We start from the raw sequence: 15,671 nt of genomic DNA on the forward strand, positions 1-15,671 counted from the left end.
TGTATACAATTATATTATCAAGTTAATAAAAATATTTTCAATGTTGCGAATACATAAATTATATGTCAATTTATTACGAACTACCACATTAGTGTATTAATGTGTTAAAGATTTTTCTGAAAAGTCATTGTATTCAAATTGTAATCGTGATACTGTATTTTTAATCGAATTTAGAATCAGTAGGGAATAATCTCCATTCGTGATAATTTCTTTGAAAGAAAGGTTGTTAGGAATGAGTATAAAAGAAGATATAAAGAAAAGGTATGTAAGGCTGTCAAAAGGACAACGTAAAGTCGCGCAATTTGTTATGAGTAATCCAGCGGTTGTGATTGCCAATGGGGCGGCTGAAGTGGGTAGACAAGCGAATGTAAGTGAATCAACCGTTATTCGTTTTTGTTATGCAATGGATTTGTCAGGTTATGTCGAGTTGCAGGAGGAATTAAGAAGTTATTTAAACTCTCAAAATGAGGGAACGCCTCTTCAATCCACATATATGACGAGCAAGCAGAGGACTTCCAGCTTTGGTAAGGTAATGCAACGCGACATGCAAAACATTCAAGATACAATACATCTAATTAACGATAATATGCTTCAGAAAAGCTCCAAATGGATGCATGAAGCAGATACTATTTATATTTTAGGTGCACGCCAAGATGCTTCCGTTGCAAATTGGTTATCGTATACGTTGAAAACTTTACGAACAAATATAAAGCAGTTGCGTACAGATTCCGATGATCTTGTTCAACAAATAAATAGTATGAGCGAACGTACTACGTTAATCGTCTTTTCATGTGATAAACAATCCAATGATGTAAAAACAATTGTTGAAATTGCTAAAATGAAAAAGGTGAAAATCATTGCTATTACAGGTTCGGCGTTGTCTCCAATAAGGGATTATGCAAGTGCTTTGTTTGCATTAGGCTTGAAAAATCAATCTTCTTTGGACATTGTGCCTGTACTGTTTTCTTTTATGCATGCATTGATTGAGGAAATGATAAGCCAAGATAAAGAGCGGTATGAGCAATATCAACAATCGTATGAACAAGTAGAAAATAATTTATTGTTTTTAGATATTGCAAGAGAGAAGCAAGTATTTTAATAAAATACAGCGTATAGATTGGGGTACAACTGCTAATCTATACGTTTTTTGCGCTAGGTGATTTCGAATTAGAAGTAAAAAAAGATGTCCAAATAAGGCATTAGACATCCTTGGGAAATAATTTATAAAATTTTGCTAAAGCTATATTCGGCCTTAAAGGTATCTTTTAGTTTAATAGCATTGGCGCGGGTTCCTTCTTGCTGAAACCCATGTTTTTTAAATAACTGTAACGCAGCATCATTATGCTCCATAACGGATAATTCTAAGCGGGAAATATCTCTTTTGCTAGCCCAGTCTTCCACTGCATTCATAAGTGCTGAACCGATACCTTTTCGTTGGTGTTCTTTCTTTACGGCCATGTGAATTGATGCAACGTGTTTAGCTTTAGAATGCTTATAACCATGGATAACAGCATAGCCCGCAAATGTGCCATTTAAAATGCAAAGTAAAATCGTGCGGTTTTTTAATTGCTTCCAATAAGTTAGGTCTTTTCTTAGCTGCTGTACGGTTAGCTCTAACTCATTTTCTACATTATACAAAAAGTCAGTTTGCTGAAGGATTTCTTCTTGTAAAAGAATAAATGCTCTAGCATCTGTTGCTTCAATCGCTCGGATTATGTACGCAGAAGTATTTTCGTTATTTTCAGAAATATTGTCCGAAGGTATTTTCTCTTGTGTGCGAGAGAAAGTGACACTCGTGCCCAATTTGACATCAATGACATAATAACCTGCATTTGTCCAAGATAAAAAGTGCGTAAGAGGGGGCTTTGTTTTTTTCCACCAGCTCTTATTCAAGTATGCAGCATTGGGTAAAGCTTGTCCCATAATGTTTTCTAATGCGCTAAAGGATAATGTAATCTCATTTTGCGAAGCTACGTCAAAATAGCTTGCTAAAGGAATATACTTTTTTTCCATCTTCTTTGTCATCATAATCCCCATTCCTGTAATTCCTAAAAAATTTTGACTACATGATAATAGCATAAAATTATCGTTTCTTGTATAAAAATCACAACTATATATCTATCTAAAATAAGGAAATTTATACGTAACATAGAAAAAGTAAAATACTCCATGGTAAAAAATAGATAAACTATAAAATGAAGGGGAATGCTTTTATTATAGTACAGCGCAGCGTGAATGAACAAGAAGATAGTTAACGAAAATGCAGGATGATGAAAGTTATACTTTATATCATGTTCTGTCATAAATTATGTTAAAATAAATGAAAATGTAGAAGCCATTTAGGAGGAAAAGTATTAATGAGTAAAGTTTTAGTTTTCGGACATAAAAATCCAGATACAGATACGATTACATCTGCAATTGTATATGCATATTTAAAACAACAAATTGGAGTAGATACTGAAGCAGTACGTCTTGGTGAAGTAAATAACGAAACAAAATATGCCCTAGAGAAATTTGGCTTTGAGGCACCTCGTTTAATTACTTCCGTAGTAGGGGAAGCGGAAAAAGTTATTCTTGTAGACCATAATGAATTCCAACAATCGGCTGATGGAATTGAAGAAGTACAAGTTACAGAGGTAATTGACCACCACCGTATTGCAAATTTCCAAACAGCAGACCCATTGTATTATCGTGCAGAGCCAGTTGGTTGTACGGCAACTATTTTAAATAAAATTTTTAAAGAAAATGATGTTGAAGTACCATCAAATATTGCTGGTTTAATGTTATCTGCTATTATTTCTGATACATTATTATTCAAATCGCCCACTTGTACAGAACAGGATGTAAAAGCTGCACAAGAGCTAGCAACAATCGCAGGAGTTGACGCTGCTGACTATGGGTTAGCAATGTTGAAAGCAGGCGCTGATCTTTCAGATAAATCATTAGAAGATCTTTTATCATTAGATGCTAAAGAGTTCCAATTCGGTGAATATAAATCAGTAGTGGCTCAAGTAAATGCTGTCGATATTAATGACGTACTTGGTAGACAAGAGGAATTAGAAATTCTTTTAAACAAAAATGTTGCTGAAAATGGCTTAGACTTATTCTTCTTTGTCGTAACAGATATTTTAAACAATGATTCAACAGCTGTTGCAATTGGACAAGTTGCAGAAGCTGCAGCAAAAGCATTTGGTGCTGAGCTTACAAACAGTCGTGTTGTATTACCAGGTGTTGTTTCTCGTAAAAAGCAAATCGTACCTGTGTTAACTGAAGCATTAAAATAAGATAGGGGATGACCCTAACTTAAGAATGAGGTTGGGGCAAAACTTTAAATTTAAAAAAATATGGACAAAATTTTTTGTGAATTTTCATGAAGTACGTAAAAGTTAAAATAGAGTACTAGTTGATGTTAGTGGCCATCAACAGCAATGCAAAAAAGTGTTAGATTGACTGTAGTTAATCTAACACTTTTTCTGTTGTCCCAGCCTTCTGCAGTCTGAACTAGCATGCTGGAGGTAATGCTTTTAGTACGTTGTTCTTGGGTTATCCTTTTTAGTCAAGCTTCAGTGGTTGTACTGCTGGTCCCTCGAGCACTTCACCTTGGGAATTAAAACGAGAGCCGTGACATGGGCAATCCCACGTTTCGTCGGCTTCATTCCATTTAGTTTTACAGCCTAAATGTGTACAAGTTGGCGCGTTTCCATTTTTAATATGGCCTGAGACAAATTCCTTTGCCACGAAGCCTCCAACCTTAAGCATTTGCATAAATTGTGCACCAAATTTCGTGCGTGCTGGCGAATAGAGTGCACTTGCATCGTTGTCATTTGTAGTCCCGGTAATAAGTGATGACAGTAAATCCCCAGCAACGAACGAATTAGAAATCCCCCATTTACGATACCCTGTTGCTATAAAGACATTAGGTAAGGATTTTGTAATTCTACCGACATAAGGTACCATGTCTGGTGTTTCAATATCCTGTGCCGACCATCTATAAAGTGGCTCCTGCCCAAAATGCGCTTTCATTTCATTTTGAATGGCGTCATAATAGGGCTCGGTTTTTGCCGTTTCACCGGCTATATGATTAGCCCCACCGAGAAGTAAGTAATGTTCATCATTTATTGTTGTCGTACGAATAGAACGGGAAGGGAAATCAACCGATAAGTATTGTCCTTGGAACGTCTCAGTTATTTTACTAGCGACCATATAAGAGCGATTATTCGAAAGCTTTAAAAGTTGTAGCCCTTTGAAGGCTTCAATTGGATAATGTGTGCACAAAATTAACTTGTTATATTGCACCGATATATTTTTTTCGGTATGTAAGTTATTTTGCGCAATTTGCAGTTGCTGAACACGGGTATTCGCATATAGTTTTGCACCCATTGATAACGCCTCTTTAATAAGAAAATTGCTAACCATTACGGGATTTATTTGCGCCTGTTGTGATATACTGAGCGCTTTCGTAACGGGGAATGGGAGCTCTGTGTCAGAGGTGATCTTAGATTTTATATTTAATACTTTATAGGCGTTCCACTCTTTTAATAATTGCGAGTAGCCTTCTTTTGTTTGACAATAAAGTAATGAATCCACTTGCTGAATGGACTCTTTAGGTAGTAACTGTAATGCTTTCTCTATAGCAAGCTGATTCAATTGATAGTATAGCCGAGCATCATCTACAGAAAGCTTTTCGATAAGATTCGCATAAACTAAGCCATGCTGGGCAGTTAATTTTCCTGTTGAATGACCAGTCGTACCATGACTAAGCTTAGCATTTGCCTCAAGCAGTACAACATCAACACCTGCTTTTGCTAAAACATAGGCAGTATATAGTCCAGTCAACCCCCCTCCAATAATACAAACATCACATTTAGTTGAAGCCGTCAAAGATGGCAAGGAATCAGAGTCGGTCGTTGCTAGCCAAAGAGATTGTGTCATAGATAACCCTCACAGTGTTTTTATGCTTAGTATGGTGATTGGTTTGAAAATTTATGCAATGAAGCATAAAAATTGCTTCAAGAGAACTGGTGTCGTTACAATGTAGCAAAAGGAGCGTGTTTAATAAATGAAAATTGAAATTTGGTCAGATTATGTTTGTCCATTTTGCTATATTGGCAAAAAGCAATTAGAGAAGGCTATTCAGGATACAGGCTTTGAGGGACAGGTGGAACTTGTTTATAAAAGCTATCAGCTTGATCCAACAACACCAGAAGATACGAATGAGTCAGTCTATGAATCTTTGGCAAAAAAATATAGTATGACATTAGAAAAAGCGAAAGAAATGACGCAAGGTGTGACTGCGCGCGCAAAAGAAGTCGGTTTAAACTATAACTTCGATAAAATGAAGACAGAAAATACATTAAAAGCACATCGACTTGTGAAATGGGCTGAACAACAACAAGGGGACGCTACAGCACTTGTTGAGGCACTGTTACACGGCCATTTCATAGAAGCAAAGCGCATTAGTCATGATGATGTGTTGGTGAGCATAGCAGAAAAAGTAGGCATGAACCGTGATGATGTTCTAAAGGTTCTAGCTAGCAATGAGTTTAAAGCTGATGTAGAAGCAGATATACAAGAAGGGCTTCAACTTGGTGTGAAAGGCGTTCCGTTTTTTGTGCTAAATCGTAAATACGGTATTTCAGGAGCACAACCTCAAGAGGTGTTTGAAAATACATTACGCAAAGTAGCAGAGGAAGAAGGTTTGCAACCTGCTTTAAAAATGGAAGGCTCTGGTGATGCAGGTGTATGTACAGATGAGAGCTGTGAATTTTAATTTAATTTAATACAGCAGGACTTAAGCCCCGGCTGCTGTCTCAAGTTTTTAGAGGAGTTTTTCAAGCAGGCTCGAAAAAAATCTGGACGTCATTACGTTGCAACGGTTTGGGGCTCATACTAAAATTATTCAGTCAAAAGTCTTAGGTTAGGAACATTGACTTTTTATCCTGATTTTTTTATTATAAGTATATATCTTGAATTCGAGATATTAAACTAAGATATTTAAGGGAGATTTATATAATGAACGTATTAGTAGTAAAAGCTAACAACCGTCCAGACGGAATTTCAACAAAAATGTATGACACTTTCATGGAAAGCGTACAAGATGTAAACGTAACAACATTCGATGTGTATGCTGAAGATATGCCATACTTCGGTCAAGATCTTTTCAACGCATTTGGTAAAGTTCAAAGCGGTGAAGAATTATCTGATATCGAATCACGTCTTTTAGCTGCAAAACAAAAAGCTATGGATGCTTTAACTGCAGCAGATGTTGTTGTATTTGCTTTCCCATTATGGAACTTAACAATCCCAGCTACATTACAAACTTTCATTGACTATGTTTACCAAGCTGGTTTTACTTTTAAATATGATGAAAACGGTCAATTAGTTAGCTTAATGACTGATAAAAAAGCTGTCATCCTAAATGCTCGTGGTGGTTATTATTCAGCACCAGAAGCTCAACCTATGGAAATGTCAGTAAACTACATTAAAAACGTAGTTGGTGGCGTATTCGGTATGGAAATTATCAATGAAGTTATCATTGAAGGTCATAATGCTACACCAGATAAAGCACAAGAAATTATTGCAAACGGTCTAGAAGCTGTTAAAGAAGTAGCAAAATCTCTACAAGCTGTAAAAGCATAAATAACTTTTTTTTACTAAAAGTCCTCTCATTATTGAGAGGATTTTTTTTATTGTTTTTATAGAGGTATGGTAGAGGTATAAAGGTCTGACATATTGGTATTGTGCATTTATTAAACATTTACATAAAATAACATACTATAAATAACGATAATTAAGAAATGATAATAATATATGATTTACTTAAAAAGTGTTCTGCTATTAGTTAAAAAGTACATACAATTAGGACTAAGTATTCAGTTAAATTGATGATTAGTATAATATAATAGAAAACGAAGGAAAATATTATATTTATAGGGAGGTAATTGCTTGAATAAGAAAATAATAACTAAAATGTTAGCCGCGTTACTTGTTCTATTTGCTGTATTACCATTTGGCTTTTCAGCGAATGCTGCATCTAATGATGTAACACGTGGAGATTACGTGAAGGAACTAGTAGAAAGCTTGAATGTCGAGCTTGGTGACGGGTCTTCACTTGGTTTTACGGATGTCCCTAAGGATTTAGCACCTTATGTGGAAAAAGCGGTAGAACTAAAGTTAATTAAAGGTAAAACAGCAACTTTATTTGGCCCAAATGATAAATTAACTCGCCAACAGGCATTTGTTATTTCGGCCCGTGGATTAGTAACAAACAATGCTTCACTTAGTGAATTAGACAAATTCAAAGATGCTGATCAAGTTGCTGAGACACATAAGCAAGATTTAGCAAATGCTGTAGCAGCGAATATTTTACAAGGATACGAAGATAATACAATTCGTCCGCGTGACTATGTGACAGCAGATCAAATGCAAAGTATTGTTGAACGTTTTGTAGCTGAATACAAAGTACCTACATCTGCGACAACAGTAGATCTTCAAATTTTAGGTACTACTGATATTCATACTAACTTAGCAAACTATAACTACTATTTAGATGCAGAATCTGCTGATGTTGGACTAGCAAACACTGCGTCACTTATTGAGCAAGCACGTACAGAAAACCCTAATACATTATTATTTGATAATGGAGATTTGATTCAAGGAACACCACTAGGTTCTTATAAAGCGTTAGAAAATGTGTTAAAACCAGGTGAAACTCATCCAGCGATTGCTGCTCTAAATGCACTGAAATATGATGGCGGCACTTTAGGAAATCATGAATTCAACTATGGTTTAGAATTTTTAACAGAAGTACTAAATGATGCGCAATATCCAGTCGTGAATGCGAACACTTACGATGCAAAAACAAAAGAACATATGTATACACCATTTGTAATTATCGATAAAGAGGTTGTGGACAATACAGGAAAAAAACATACACTAAAAGTGGGTGTAACAGGTATTGTACCAACTAAAATTGTTGAATGGGATGCTATTCATTTAGAAGGTAAAGTTGAAATGCAGGAGCCTGTAGAGGCAATTAAAGAAGTTGTACCGGAAATGCAAAAAGCAGGTGCAGATGTTATCGTTGTACTTTCTCATTCTGGTATCGGTGAAGATACGAATGTAAAAGGCGCTGAAAATGTTGGATACCAAATTTCGGAAATAGAAGGTATTGATGCTTTAATTACAGGTCACTCGCATTTAACATTCCCAGGTGACTATAAAGACCTTAAAAATGTTGATCAAGAAAAAGGTACAATTAATGGAGTTCCAACAGTTATGGCAGGTAGCTATGGTAGCCACCTTGGTGTAATTGATTTGAAATTACAACAACAAGGTTCTGAATGGGTTGTTGTAAATGGACAAGGTTCAATCCGTTCTATTAAACAAGAAGGATTACAACCATCGCAAACAGTGTTAAACGCTATTAAAGAAGCACATGAAGGTACATTAACGTATATTCGCCAAGCTGTTGGTGAAACGACTGCACCTATTCACAGCTACTTCTCAATGGTTCAAGATGATCCATCTATTCAAATCGTAACACAAGCTCAAAAATGGTTTATTGAAAAGGAACTAAAAGGGACTGCTGATGAAAACACACCAATACTTTCTGCTGGTGCTCCTTTCAAAGCGGGCTCTCGTAACAACCCTGCGGACTTCACAAACATTCCTGTAGGTCCACTTGCTATTAAAAATATGGCGGACATCTATCATTACGATAATACTGTCGCAACGATAAAAGTTACAGGTGCACAAGCTATCGAATGGTTAGAGATGGCTGCTGGTATTTTCGCAACAATCGATCCGACGAAAACCGAGGAACAAAATATTATTGATGCTGAAGCACGTTCTTACAACTTTGATGTTTTAGATGGCTTAACATATCAAATTGATGTAACATCTCCGGCAAAATATGATCGTCGTGGTATTCTTGTCGATGAAAAAGCGAACCGTATTAAAAATGTACAATACAATGGTAAGCCAATTGATCTAGAGCAAGAATTCATTATCATAACAAATAATTACCGTGTTGGTGGTTCTTATGGAGCAACCTTTAAAAATGCGGAAGGCACAAATGTAACAAACTATGCTTATGAAAATCGTCAAGCGGTAGTTGACTACATTATGGCAAACAAAACAATTAATCCTGCTGCGGATAACAACTGGTCATTTGTACCGTTCCCAGCTAATACAAAGATTATTTACCATTCTGCTAAGGATGCACAAAAAGTCATCCCAGCAGGTAGCAATATCGAGTATCTTGGTGATACAGAAGGCGGCTTCGGTAAATATTTAATTAAATAATGCAGTATATAAAAAAGGAGAGCACGATTAGTCATCGTAGCTCTCCTTTTTATGACGTACAAAAGCTTTGTAACACAAGCAATTATTCCAGAAATTACAAACCGTTTTTCTTTTATAAATTAACGAACGTAAAAAATCATTGCATCATCATTGAAATCTACAACTACTAACTGATCGTTTTCGAATGTATACGGAATTTGCTTTTCCTTTAAATTATTCAGTAGCCTTTGTAGTTCTTCATGTGAAGAAAGGGCGAATGTATAGCTGAGTAAACCCGTAGTTTGTTTTGGTGGAACGGGAGCACCTACCCCTTGCCATATATTTACCGCGATATGATGGTGATAACCACCAGCAGAAATGAAGAGTGCGCTATCGTGGAAGTTAGTCATAATATCAAAACCGAGTGCATCTATATAGAAGTAAGTTGTTGCTTCATTTATAACGCTCACATTTAAATGGATGTGACCTAATACTGTTCCTTTAGGGAAACCTCCCCAAGGGCGCTGACGGTCATATAATGCCATCACGCTTTCTATATCCACTGCCTCTGTACCAGTTACAAGCCCACCATGTCCATCGCTAATCCATTCAGTACGAGGGCGATCATGATAGATTTCTATACCGTTACCTTCAGGATCGTTTAAGTAAAAGGCTTCTGAATAAATATGATCACCAGCCCCTGTTATAGATACGCCTGTGTTTAATAAATTGCCAATCACATATGCTAAATCCTCTCGAGAAGGAACTAAAATAGCAAAGTGGAATAAACCAGTCGTACGAGGTGGACGAATCGCTACACCTTTTTCTGTTGATAATACTAAAATGGGCTTCGTATTGCCTGGGATTGAAAATGTCACTTGGGATGTTGTTTGGTTGAGGACTTGAAGTCCAAGCTTTTTATAAAAACTAGTCATGGTTTCTAGTGACTGTACGAGTAAATGTAAATGCTCAAGCTCTAAATTTGCATCAATTTTAAATGTCATAGCTAATAAACCCTCCAAATATACAAGTTACTTTTTGTAATTAAATATAAAATAGTAAACACATTACGTCAAGTAAATAAGTTACTTTAAATTTACTTTTACTAAATTAATCGTTACAATAGAATACATAAGAGGTGAAAAATATGAATGAGACAACTTTATGTCCTCGTTTAGCTAAGGCAATGGATTTAATCGGAAAACGCTGGACTGGGCTAATTTTATATCAATTATTAGACGGATCGCAGCGTTTCAATGAAATTGAATCAGCATTGCCTGTAAGTGGCCGTTTATTATCTGAACGTTTAAAGGAACTTGAAAAAGAGGGGCTTGTTGAGCGCAAAGTATTTTCAGAGGTGCCTGTGCGTGTAGAATATTCTTTAACGGATAAAGGTCGAGCATTAGAAGGTGCTATTCGTAATATTGAATCATGGGCAACTAACTGGCTCTAGTATTCGAAACTATTATTTGTGATAATTCAGCGGTTAATAATGTCAGTGTGAAAGCGCGATATAGTTTAAACTTCATCAAGTGAAAGCCATTTTACTGAGATGATTAGTTGAACAAATCGGGCAGTTATAAAGTCCCGGATGTTCTGAAAAATACAGAGTATAACTGAAAAGGACAATAAACTGCCCGTTAAAGCGCGAAAAATACCCTTCATTTTACTTGTCAAATCGAGGTTCTAAATCCATACTAGTGTAGAGTAAGAAGGACGTTAGAAAGGAATTAGCTCTCATGACAAAAGAACAATGGGCTGCGGATTTAGCACAAAACATAAATCCGGCCAATATTAAGTTAGATGAATTATTACAGCAATATACAATGACAAAATTAGGTGGTAAAGCGGATGTTTTTGTTCTTCCTGAAACAGAGGAAGAAGCAATTGCCGTTATTCGCTATGCACATTTAAATAATATTCCATTATTAATGTTAGGAAATGGATCTAACATGGTTGTCCGAGATGGAGGCATGCGTGGGATTGTTGTGACATTCGCACACTTAGATGAAATTCATATTAATGGCGAGCATGTCTATGCACAAAGTGGCGCACTCATTAAAGATGTATCAAAGCTTGCAGCTGCTGCATCTCTTACAGGTTTTGAATTTGCGTGTGGTATCCCTGGCTCTATTGGTGGAGCGATGGCAATGAATGCTGGTGCTTATGGTGGCGAAATAAAAGATATTATTATTTCTTCGAAAGTTTTAACAAAAGAAGGGGAAATTTTAATTTTATCAAAAGAAGAGCTAGAATTAGGTTACCGTCAAAGTAGTATAGCCAAAAAGGGTTATTATGTACTGTCTTCTGAGTTTCAATTAGCTCCAGGAGTACAGGCAGAAATTGATGCAAAAATTGCTGATTTAACGTTTCAACGTGAATCAAAGCAACCACTAGAGTATCCTTCAGCTGGTAGCGTTTTTAAACGCCCGCCAGGACACTTTGCAGGCAAGCTTATTCAGGATAGCGGCCTACAAGGAAAAGGGGTAGGTGGAGCGGAAGTTTCTACAAAACATGCTGGTTTTATTGTCAATAAAGGAAATGCTACGGCGACTGACTATATTGCAACTATTAAAATGGTACAACGAGTTGTGAAAGAAAAGTATGATATTGATTTGGAAACAGAAGTGAAAATAGTCGGTGACGACCTATAAAAACAATGCCGCTCTTCGCTTTGGCGAAGGGCGTTTTTTTGAGGAGTGGGAATGAATGAAATTTATTTCATGGAATGTGAATGGTATACGAGCTTGTTTGGGGAAAGGTTTTTTAGATTTTTTTAATAGTGTAAATGCAGATTTCTTTTGTATTCAGGAATCAAAATGCCAATCAGGGCAAGTTGAGCTTGCATTACAAGGGTATGAGCAATATTGGAATTACGCTCAGAAGAAAGGCTATTCAGGTACAGCAATTTTTACAAAGCATACCCCTCTTTCTGTGCACTACGGTGTGGGTGAGGATGAGTCGCAGGATGAAGGAAGAATTATTACATTAGAATATGGAAACTTTTATTTGGTCAATGTTTATACGCCAAATGCGCAACGGGATTTAGCAAGATTACCTTTTCGATTAGACTGGGAGGATCGATTAGCGTTGTATTTAAAAGAACTTGATGCTAAAAAACCAGTCATTTATTGTGGAGATTTGAATGTTGCACATGCTGATATTGATTTAAAAAATGCAAAATCAAATATTGGTAATTCAGGTTTTACATATGAAGAACGAGCTAAAATGACAGATTTATTAGCAAGTGGGTTTGTGGATTCTTTCCGCTACAAGCATCCAGATGTGACCGATCATTATACGTGGTGGTCTTATATGAATAAAGTTCGTGAACGAAATATTGGATGGCGCATTGATTATTTTATTGTGTCTGAGCGTTTAAAGGAACAAATTGATGTAGCTACAATACATCCACATATAATGGGCAGTGATCATTGCCCAATTGAACTTCGACTGAATGTGTAGCCTTTTTTTGAATTGTTTGAGTGCCTGGCACTTTTGTTGAACCGTATTATCCATTAGGAAATACGGTTTTTTGTGTGTATAAAAAATTGCTTAAATCGATGTAGAAAAAAAGTGCGTAATACAGCAAAATTCGATAAAATTTGAGGTTATTCTGAGTATAGAAAAGGATTTGAGAAGACAAATAAAGAATATATTGCTTATAGAGGGGGTTGTAAGGTGAGAAAGTTTAAGTGGAAAAAGTGGTTATTGGCAATCGCTGGTGTGTTGGCGGTAGTCGCAATAACATCTGTTATTGTCTTTACATGGTTTATGAATAAATCAAAACCGATTATTGATGGAGAGCTCGCTGTTAGCATGCTCGATCAAGATGTGACTGTGACGAGGGATGACAAAGGGGTTCCTCATATCTTTGCCGAGACAGATGCGGATTTGTATCGCGCACAAGGCTATGTACAGGCGCAGGATCGTCTGTTTCAAATGGATTTAGCACGTAGACAGGCTAGTGGCCGCCTGTCAGAAATCATTGGCGAGGCGACGATTGAGACAGATAAGCATTTTCGTACATTTAGTCTTCGTAATGCTGCTGAAAAATCATTAGCAGCGTATGATCCAGCTAGCAAGCAAGTTCTTGAATGGTTTGCAGAGGGAGTAAACGCCTTTATGGAAGAGGCAAAGAGTACGAATACGTTAAGCTATGAATTTGCGTTACTAGGTTACGAGCCAGAAGAATGGACTGTTGTAGACTCTTTAACAATCGGAAAATATATGGCCTATGATTTAGGTGGAAATTGGAATACGCTTGCCTTCCGCCATTGGGCTTTACAAAACTTTGATGAAGAAAAGGCAAAGGAATTATTTATTACGTATCCTGAAAATGCATCATCGATTATCGAGGCAAATAAAGAAAATCCAGTGTCTGTGGTAGGGCAGTTTAATGCTGAGTTATTGCCCAATGAATTTAATGGCAGTAATAACTGGGTTGTATCTGGCGATAAAACAAAGTCAGGAAAGCCAATTTTAGCTGATGACCCTCACTTAGGGTTAAGTACACCATCTATTTGGTATCAAATGCATTTACAATCACCAGATCAAAATGTAAGTGGTGTAATATTTGCGGGAATTCCAGGCATTATTTTAGGTCATAACGAAGAAATTGCATGGGGGGTAACGAATGTAGGCCCTGATGTACAGGATTTATATATTGAAATTCCGAATCCAGATAATCCAACACAATTCCGTTATGACGGTGAGTGGGAACAAGCAGAGGTACGTGACGAGTCAATAAAGGTAAAGGATGGAGAAACGGTAGACTTTGAAGTAATTGTTACACGCCATGGGCCAATTATGACAGATTTAGTGTTTAAGGAAACTGAGCCCTCAGCCCAATTTTCAATGCAGTGGACAGCACTTCAACCAACTGCTGAATTACGAGCAGTGCTTGGTTTTAATAAGTCGAAATCTTGGAATGAGTTTGAGAAGGCTTTAGAAGATTTTAAAGCCCCCGCACAAAACTTTGTTTTTGCATCTAAGGATGGCACGATAGCTTATAAAGCTAACGGCCAAATTCCACTGCGAAAGCAAGGGGATGGACAATTACCAGTACCTGGTGACTCAAGTGATTATGGCTGGGAAGGCTTTATTCCTTGGGATGAGTTACCGACTGTTGTCAATCCAGAAGAAGGATTTATTGCAACAGCAAATAATGAGGTTATTGGCGACGAATATCCATATCATATTACAGATTTTTGGGCGCAGCCTTACCGCTTTGAACGGATTAAGGAAGTGCTAGAAGCGAATGATTCAATAACAGTTGAGGATATGATGAATCTGCAAATGGATCAGCATAATCTATATGCACGTGAATTTTTACCGGATTTATTATCGTCTATTAAAAAGATGGATAACGATGGGAAGTATACGGAAGTCATTACATTGTTAGAGGACTGGAACATGGTGGATGCCAAAGATTTAGGAGCTCCATTAGTGTTCCATACGTTAATGGTGCAATTACAAGAAGTATTGTTTAAAGAACAGATGCCAGAAGATATGTATAAAATGATGTACGGTAAATTTAATATTACTGATCAGCTTCTACGTAAAGCATATGCAGGCGAGAGAAGTATTTGGATGGAAGAGCAAGGTGGTGTAGATGCCACAGTATTTGAGGCGTTAGAGCGCACTGTTACACAAATTGAAAATCAGTTCGGGAAAAATGTATCGAAATGGCAATGGGGTGACTTCCACCAACTAACGTTTGATCATACATTAGGCAGTGCTTCGCCGATACTTGCTGCATACTTTAATGCTAAGAAAGTTCCGGTTGGTGGCTCGAAGGTGACGGTGCAGGCAGCCGATAATGATTTAGCGGGCAACGTTAATCACGGTGCATCATGGCGTTTTGTTGCTGATGTAAGTGATTTAAGCTCTGCTTACCATATTGTAGGACCTGGCCAAAGCGGTCATGTGAAATCGGATTGGTATCAAGATCAAGTAATAGACTGGGCAAATGGTAATTATCACGAAACGTTTGTTAAAAAGGATGAAATTAAAGGTAAAACTGTATTATTAAAATCTCAATAATAGAATCGATCAGCGCATGTTTTTATGCGCTGATTTTTTGTTGAGCGGAAGGTGCCAGGCACACAAACAATTTACCATGTTAATCAATCTTGTGATTATCGGCGTAAAAATCCACGTAGACTCCTGCGGGAACGCACGTAGCGTAAGACGCAACAATCCGCGCGTTAGCGAGGGTTGCAGCTTACGTCGTGCCCGCGGAAAGCGAAGTGGATTTTTACGATTGTAAAGTGCCAGGCACGCAAACAATTTAATTTGCTTTCGTGATAGTAATCATATACATTCAAATGTCTGTTTGAATATGATGGAATATTATGCTATATTAAAAACAATCAAACGAATAT

The 15,671-nt window shown here is 36.9% G+C and carries 12 protein-coding genes; 9 read left to right on the top strand and 3 right to left on the bottom strand.

Annotated features, from left to right (window positions below; genetic code table 11):
- The first annotated feature begins 232 nt into the window (after positions 1-232).
- Positions 233-1,099, top strand: a complete 867-nt coding sequence (locus ACIQXJ_RS20140) for a MurR/RpiR family transcriptional regulator (RefSeq protein ID WP_403056932.1) — start codon at positions 233-235, stop codon at positions 1,097-1,099.
- A gap of 122 nt (positions 1,100-1,221) precedes the next feature.
- On the opposite strand, the gene ACIQXJ_RS20145 is transcribed toward ACIQXJ_RS20140, so the two are convergent.
- Positions 1,222-2,028 carry a GNAT family N-acetyltransferase gene (locus ACIQXJ_RS20145; RefSeq protein ID WP_403056935.1) on the bottom strand — a complete coding sequence of 269 codons (807 nt, stop codon included), beginning with the start codon at positions 2,026-2,028 and terminating at the stop codon, positions 1,222-1,224.
- A gap of 329 nt (positions 2,029-2,357) precedes the next feature.
- Between ACIQXJ_RS20145 and ACIQXJ_RS20150 the strand changes: the two genes are divergently transcribed.
- The gene (locus tag ACIQXJ_RS20150; RefSeq protein WP_403056937.1) at positions 2,358-3,284 is read left to right on the top strand and encodes a manganese-dependent inorganic pyrophosphatase; all 927 of its coding nucleotides are present in this window, start codon (positions 2,358-2,360) and stop codon (positions 3,282-3,284) included.
- Between the two features lie 268 nt (positions 3,285-3,552).
- Here the strand turns inward: ACIQXJ_RS20150 and ACIQXJ_RS20155 are convergent, their stop codons facing one another.
- Positions 3,553-4,932, bottom strand: a complete 1,380-nt coding sequence (locus ACIQXJ_RS20155) for an FAD-dependent oxidoreductase (protein ID WP_403056940.1) — start codon at positions 4,930-4,932, stop codon at positions 3,553-3,555.
- 127 nt (positions 4,933-5,059) lie between these two features.
- Here ACIQXJ_RS20155 and ACIQXJ_RS20160 point away from each other — a divergent pair, with 127 nt between their 5' ends.
- The 3 genes from ACIQXJ_RS20160 (at position 5,060) to ACIQXJ_RS20170 (ending at position 9,306) form a co-directional block, all read left to right on the top strand.
- A complete protein-coding gene (locus ACIQXJ_RS20160) occupies positions 5,060-5,770 on the top strand; it encodes a DsbA family oxidoreductase (protein WP_403056943.1) in 711 nt (236 codons plus the stop codon).
- Between the two features lie 242 nt (positions 5,771-6,012).
- On the top strand, positions 6,013-6,639 hold the full coding sequence (locus ACIQXJ_RS20165; RefSeq protein ID WP_403056946.1) for an FMN-dependent NADH-azoreductase: 627 nt from the start codon (positions 6,013-6,015) through the stop codon (positions 6,637-6,639).
- 306 nt (positions 6,640-6,945) lie between these two features.
- Positions 6,946-9,306: a bifunctional 2',3'-cyclic-nucleotide 2'-phosphodiesterase/3'-nucleotidase gene (locus ACIQXJ_RS20170; RefSeq protein ID WP_403056949.1), complete on the top strand. Its 2,361-nt coding sequence runs from the start codon at positions 6,946-6,948 to the stop codon at positions 9,304-9,306.
- Positions 9,307-9,425: 119 nt separating this feature from the next.
- Here ACIQXJ_RS20170 and ACIQXJ_RS20175 read toward each other — a convergent pair whose 3' ends face one another.
- Entirely contained in the window at positions 9,426-10,289 is an 864-nt protein-coding gene (locus ACIQXJ_RS20175; RefSeq protein WP_403056952.1) for a VOC family protein, read from the bottom strand.
- A gap of 143 nt (positions 10,290-10,432) precedes the next feature.
- On the opposite strand from ACIQXJ_RS20175, the gene ACIQXJ_RS20180 reads away from it, so the two are divergent.
- From ACIQXJ_RS20180 to ACIQXJ_RS20195, 4 genes are all read left to right on the top strand, one after another.
- Positions 10,433-10,738: a winged helix-turn-helix transcriptional regulator gene (locus ACIQXJ_RS20180; protein ID WP_173479393.1), complete on the top strand. Its 306-nt coding sequence runs from the start codon at positions 10,433-10,435 to the stop codon at positions 10,736-10,738.
- 286 nt (positions 10,739-11,024) lie between these two features.
- Complete coding sequence (murB, locus tag ACIQXJ_RS20185; protein WP_401013022.1) at positions 11,025-11,939, top strand: UDP-N-acetylmuramate dehydrogenase; 915 nt, start codon at positions 11,025-11,027, stop codon at positions 11,937-11,939.
- A gap of 55 nt (positions 11,940-11,994) precedes the next feature.
- Positions 11,995-12,750 (top strand): exodeoxyribonuclease III, encoded by a 756-nt coding sequence (locus ACIQXJ_RS20190; RefSeq protein WP_403056955.1) that lies wholly within the window; start codon positions 11,995-11,997, stop codon positions 12,748-12,750.
- Between the two features lie 216 nt (positions 12,751-12,966).
- On the top strand, positions 12,967-15,330 hold the full coding sequence (locus ACIQXJ_RS20195) for a penicillin acylase family protein (RefSeq protein ID WP_403056958.1): 2,364 nt from the start codon (positions 12,967-12,969) through the stop codon (positions 15,328-15,330).
- Positions 15,331-15,671: the final 341 nt, after the last annotated feature.

Source organism: Lysinibacillus sp. NPDC097868, from assembly GCF_044761135.1.
Lineage (GTDB): Bacteria > Bacillota > Bacilli > Bacillales_A > Planococcaceae > Lysinibacillus.

Excerpts from the sequence above, each read along its gene's own strand:
- ACIQXJ_RS20140 (WP_403056932.1), top strand. The coding sequence starts at position 233 with ATGAGTATAAAAGAAGATATAAAGAAAAGGTATGTAAGGCTGTCAAAA.
- ACIQXJ_RS20145 (WP_403056935.1), bottom strand. The coding sequence starts at position 2,028 with ATGATGACAAAGAAGATGGAAAAAAAGTATATTCCTTTAGCAAGCTAT.
- ACIQXJ_RS20150 (WP_403056937.1), top strand. The coding sequence starts at position 2,358 with ATGAGTAAAGTTTTAGTTTTCGGACATAAAAATCCAGATACAGATACG.
- ACIQXJ_RS20155 (WP_403056940.1), bottom strand. The coding sequence starts at position 4,932 with ATGACACAATCTCTTTGGCTAGCAACGACCGACTCTGATTCCTTGCCA.
- ACIQXJ_RS20160 (WP_403056943.1), top strand. The coding sequence starts at position 5,060 with ATGAAAATTGAAATTTGGTCAGATTATGTTTGTCCATTTTGCTATATT.
- ACIQXJ_RS20165 (WP_403056946.1), top strand. The coding sequence starts at position 6,013 with ATGAACGTATTAGTAGTAAAAGCTAACAACCGTCCAGACGGAATTTCA.
- ACIQXJ_RS20175 (WP_403056952.1), bottom strand. The coding sequence starts at position 10,289 with ATGACATTTAAAATTGATGCAAATTTAGAGCTTGAGCATTTACATTTA.
- ACIQXJ_RS20180 (WP_173479393.1), top strand. The coding sequence starts at position 10,433 with ATGAATGAGACAACTTTATGTCCTCGTTTAGCTAAGGCAATGGATTTA.
- murB (WP_401013022.1), top strand. The coding sequence starts at position 11,025 with ATGACAAAAGAACAATGGGCTGCGGATTTAGCACAAAACATAAATCCG.
- ACIQXJ_RS20190 (WP_403056955.1), top strand. The coding sequence starts at position 11,995 with ATGAAATTTATTTCATGGAATGTGAATGGTATACGAGCTTGTTTGGGG.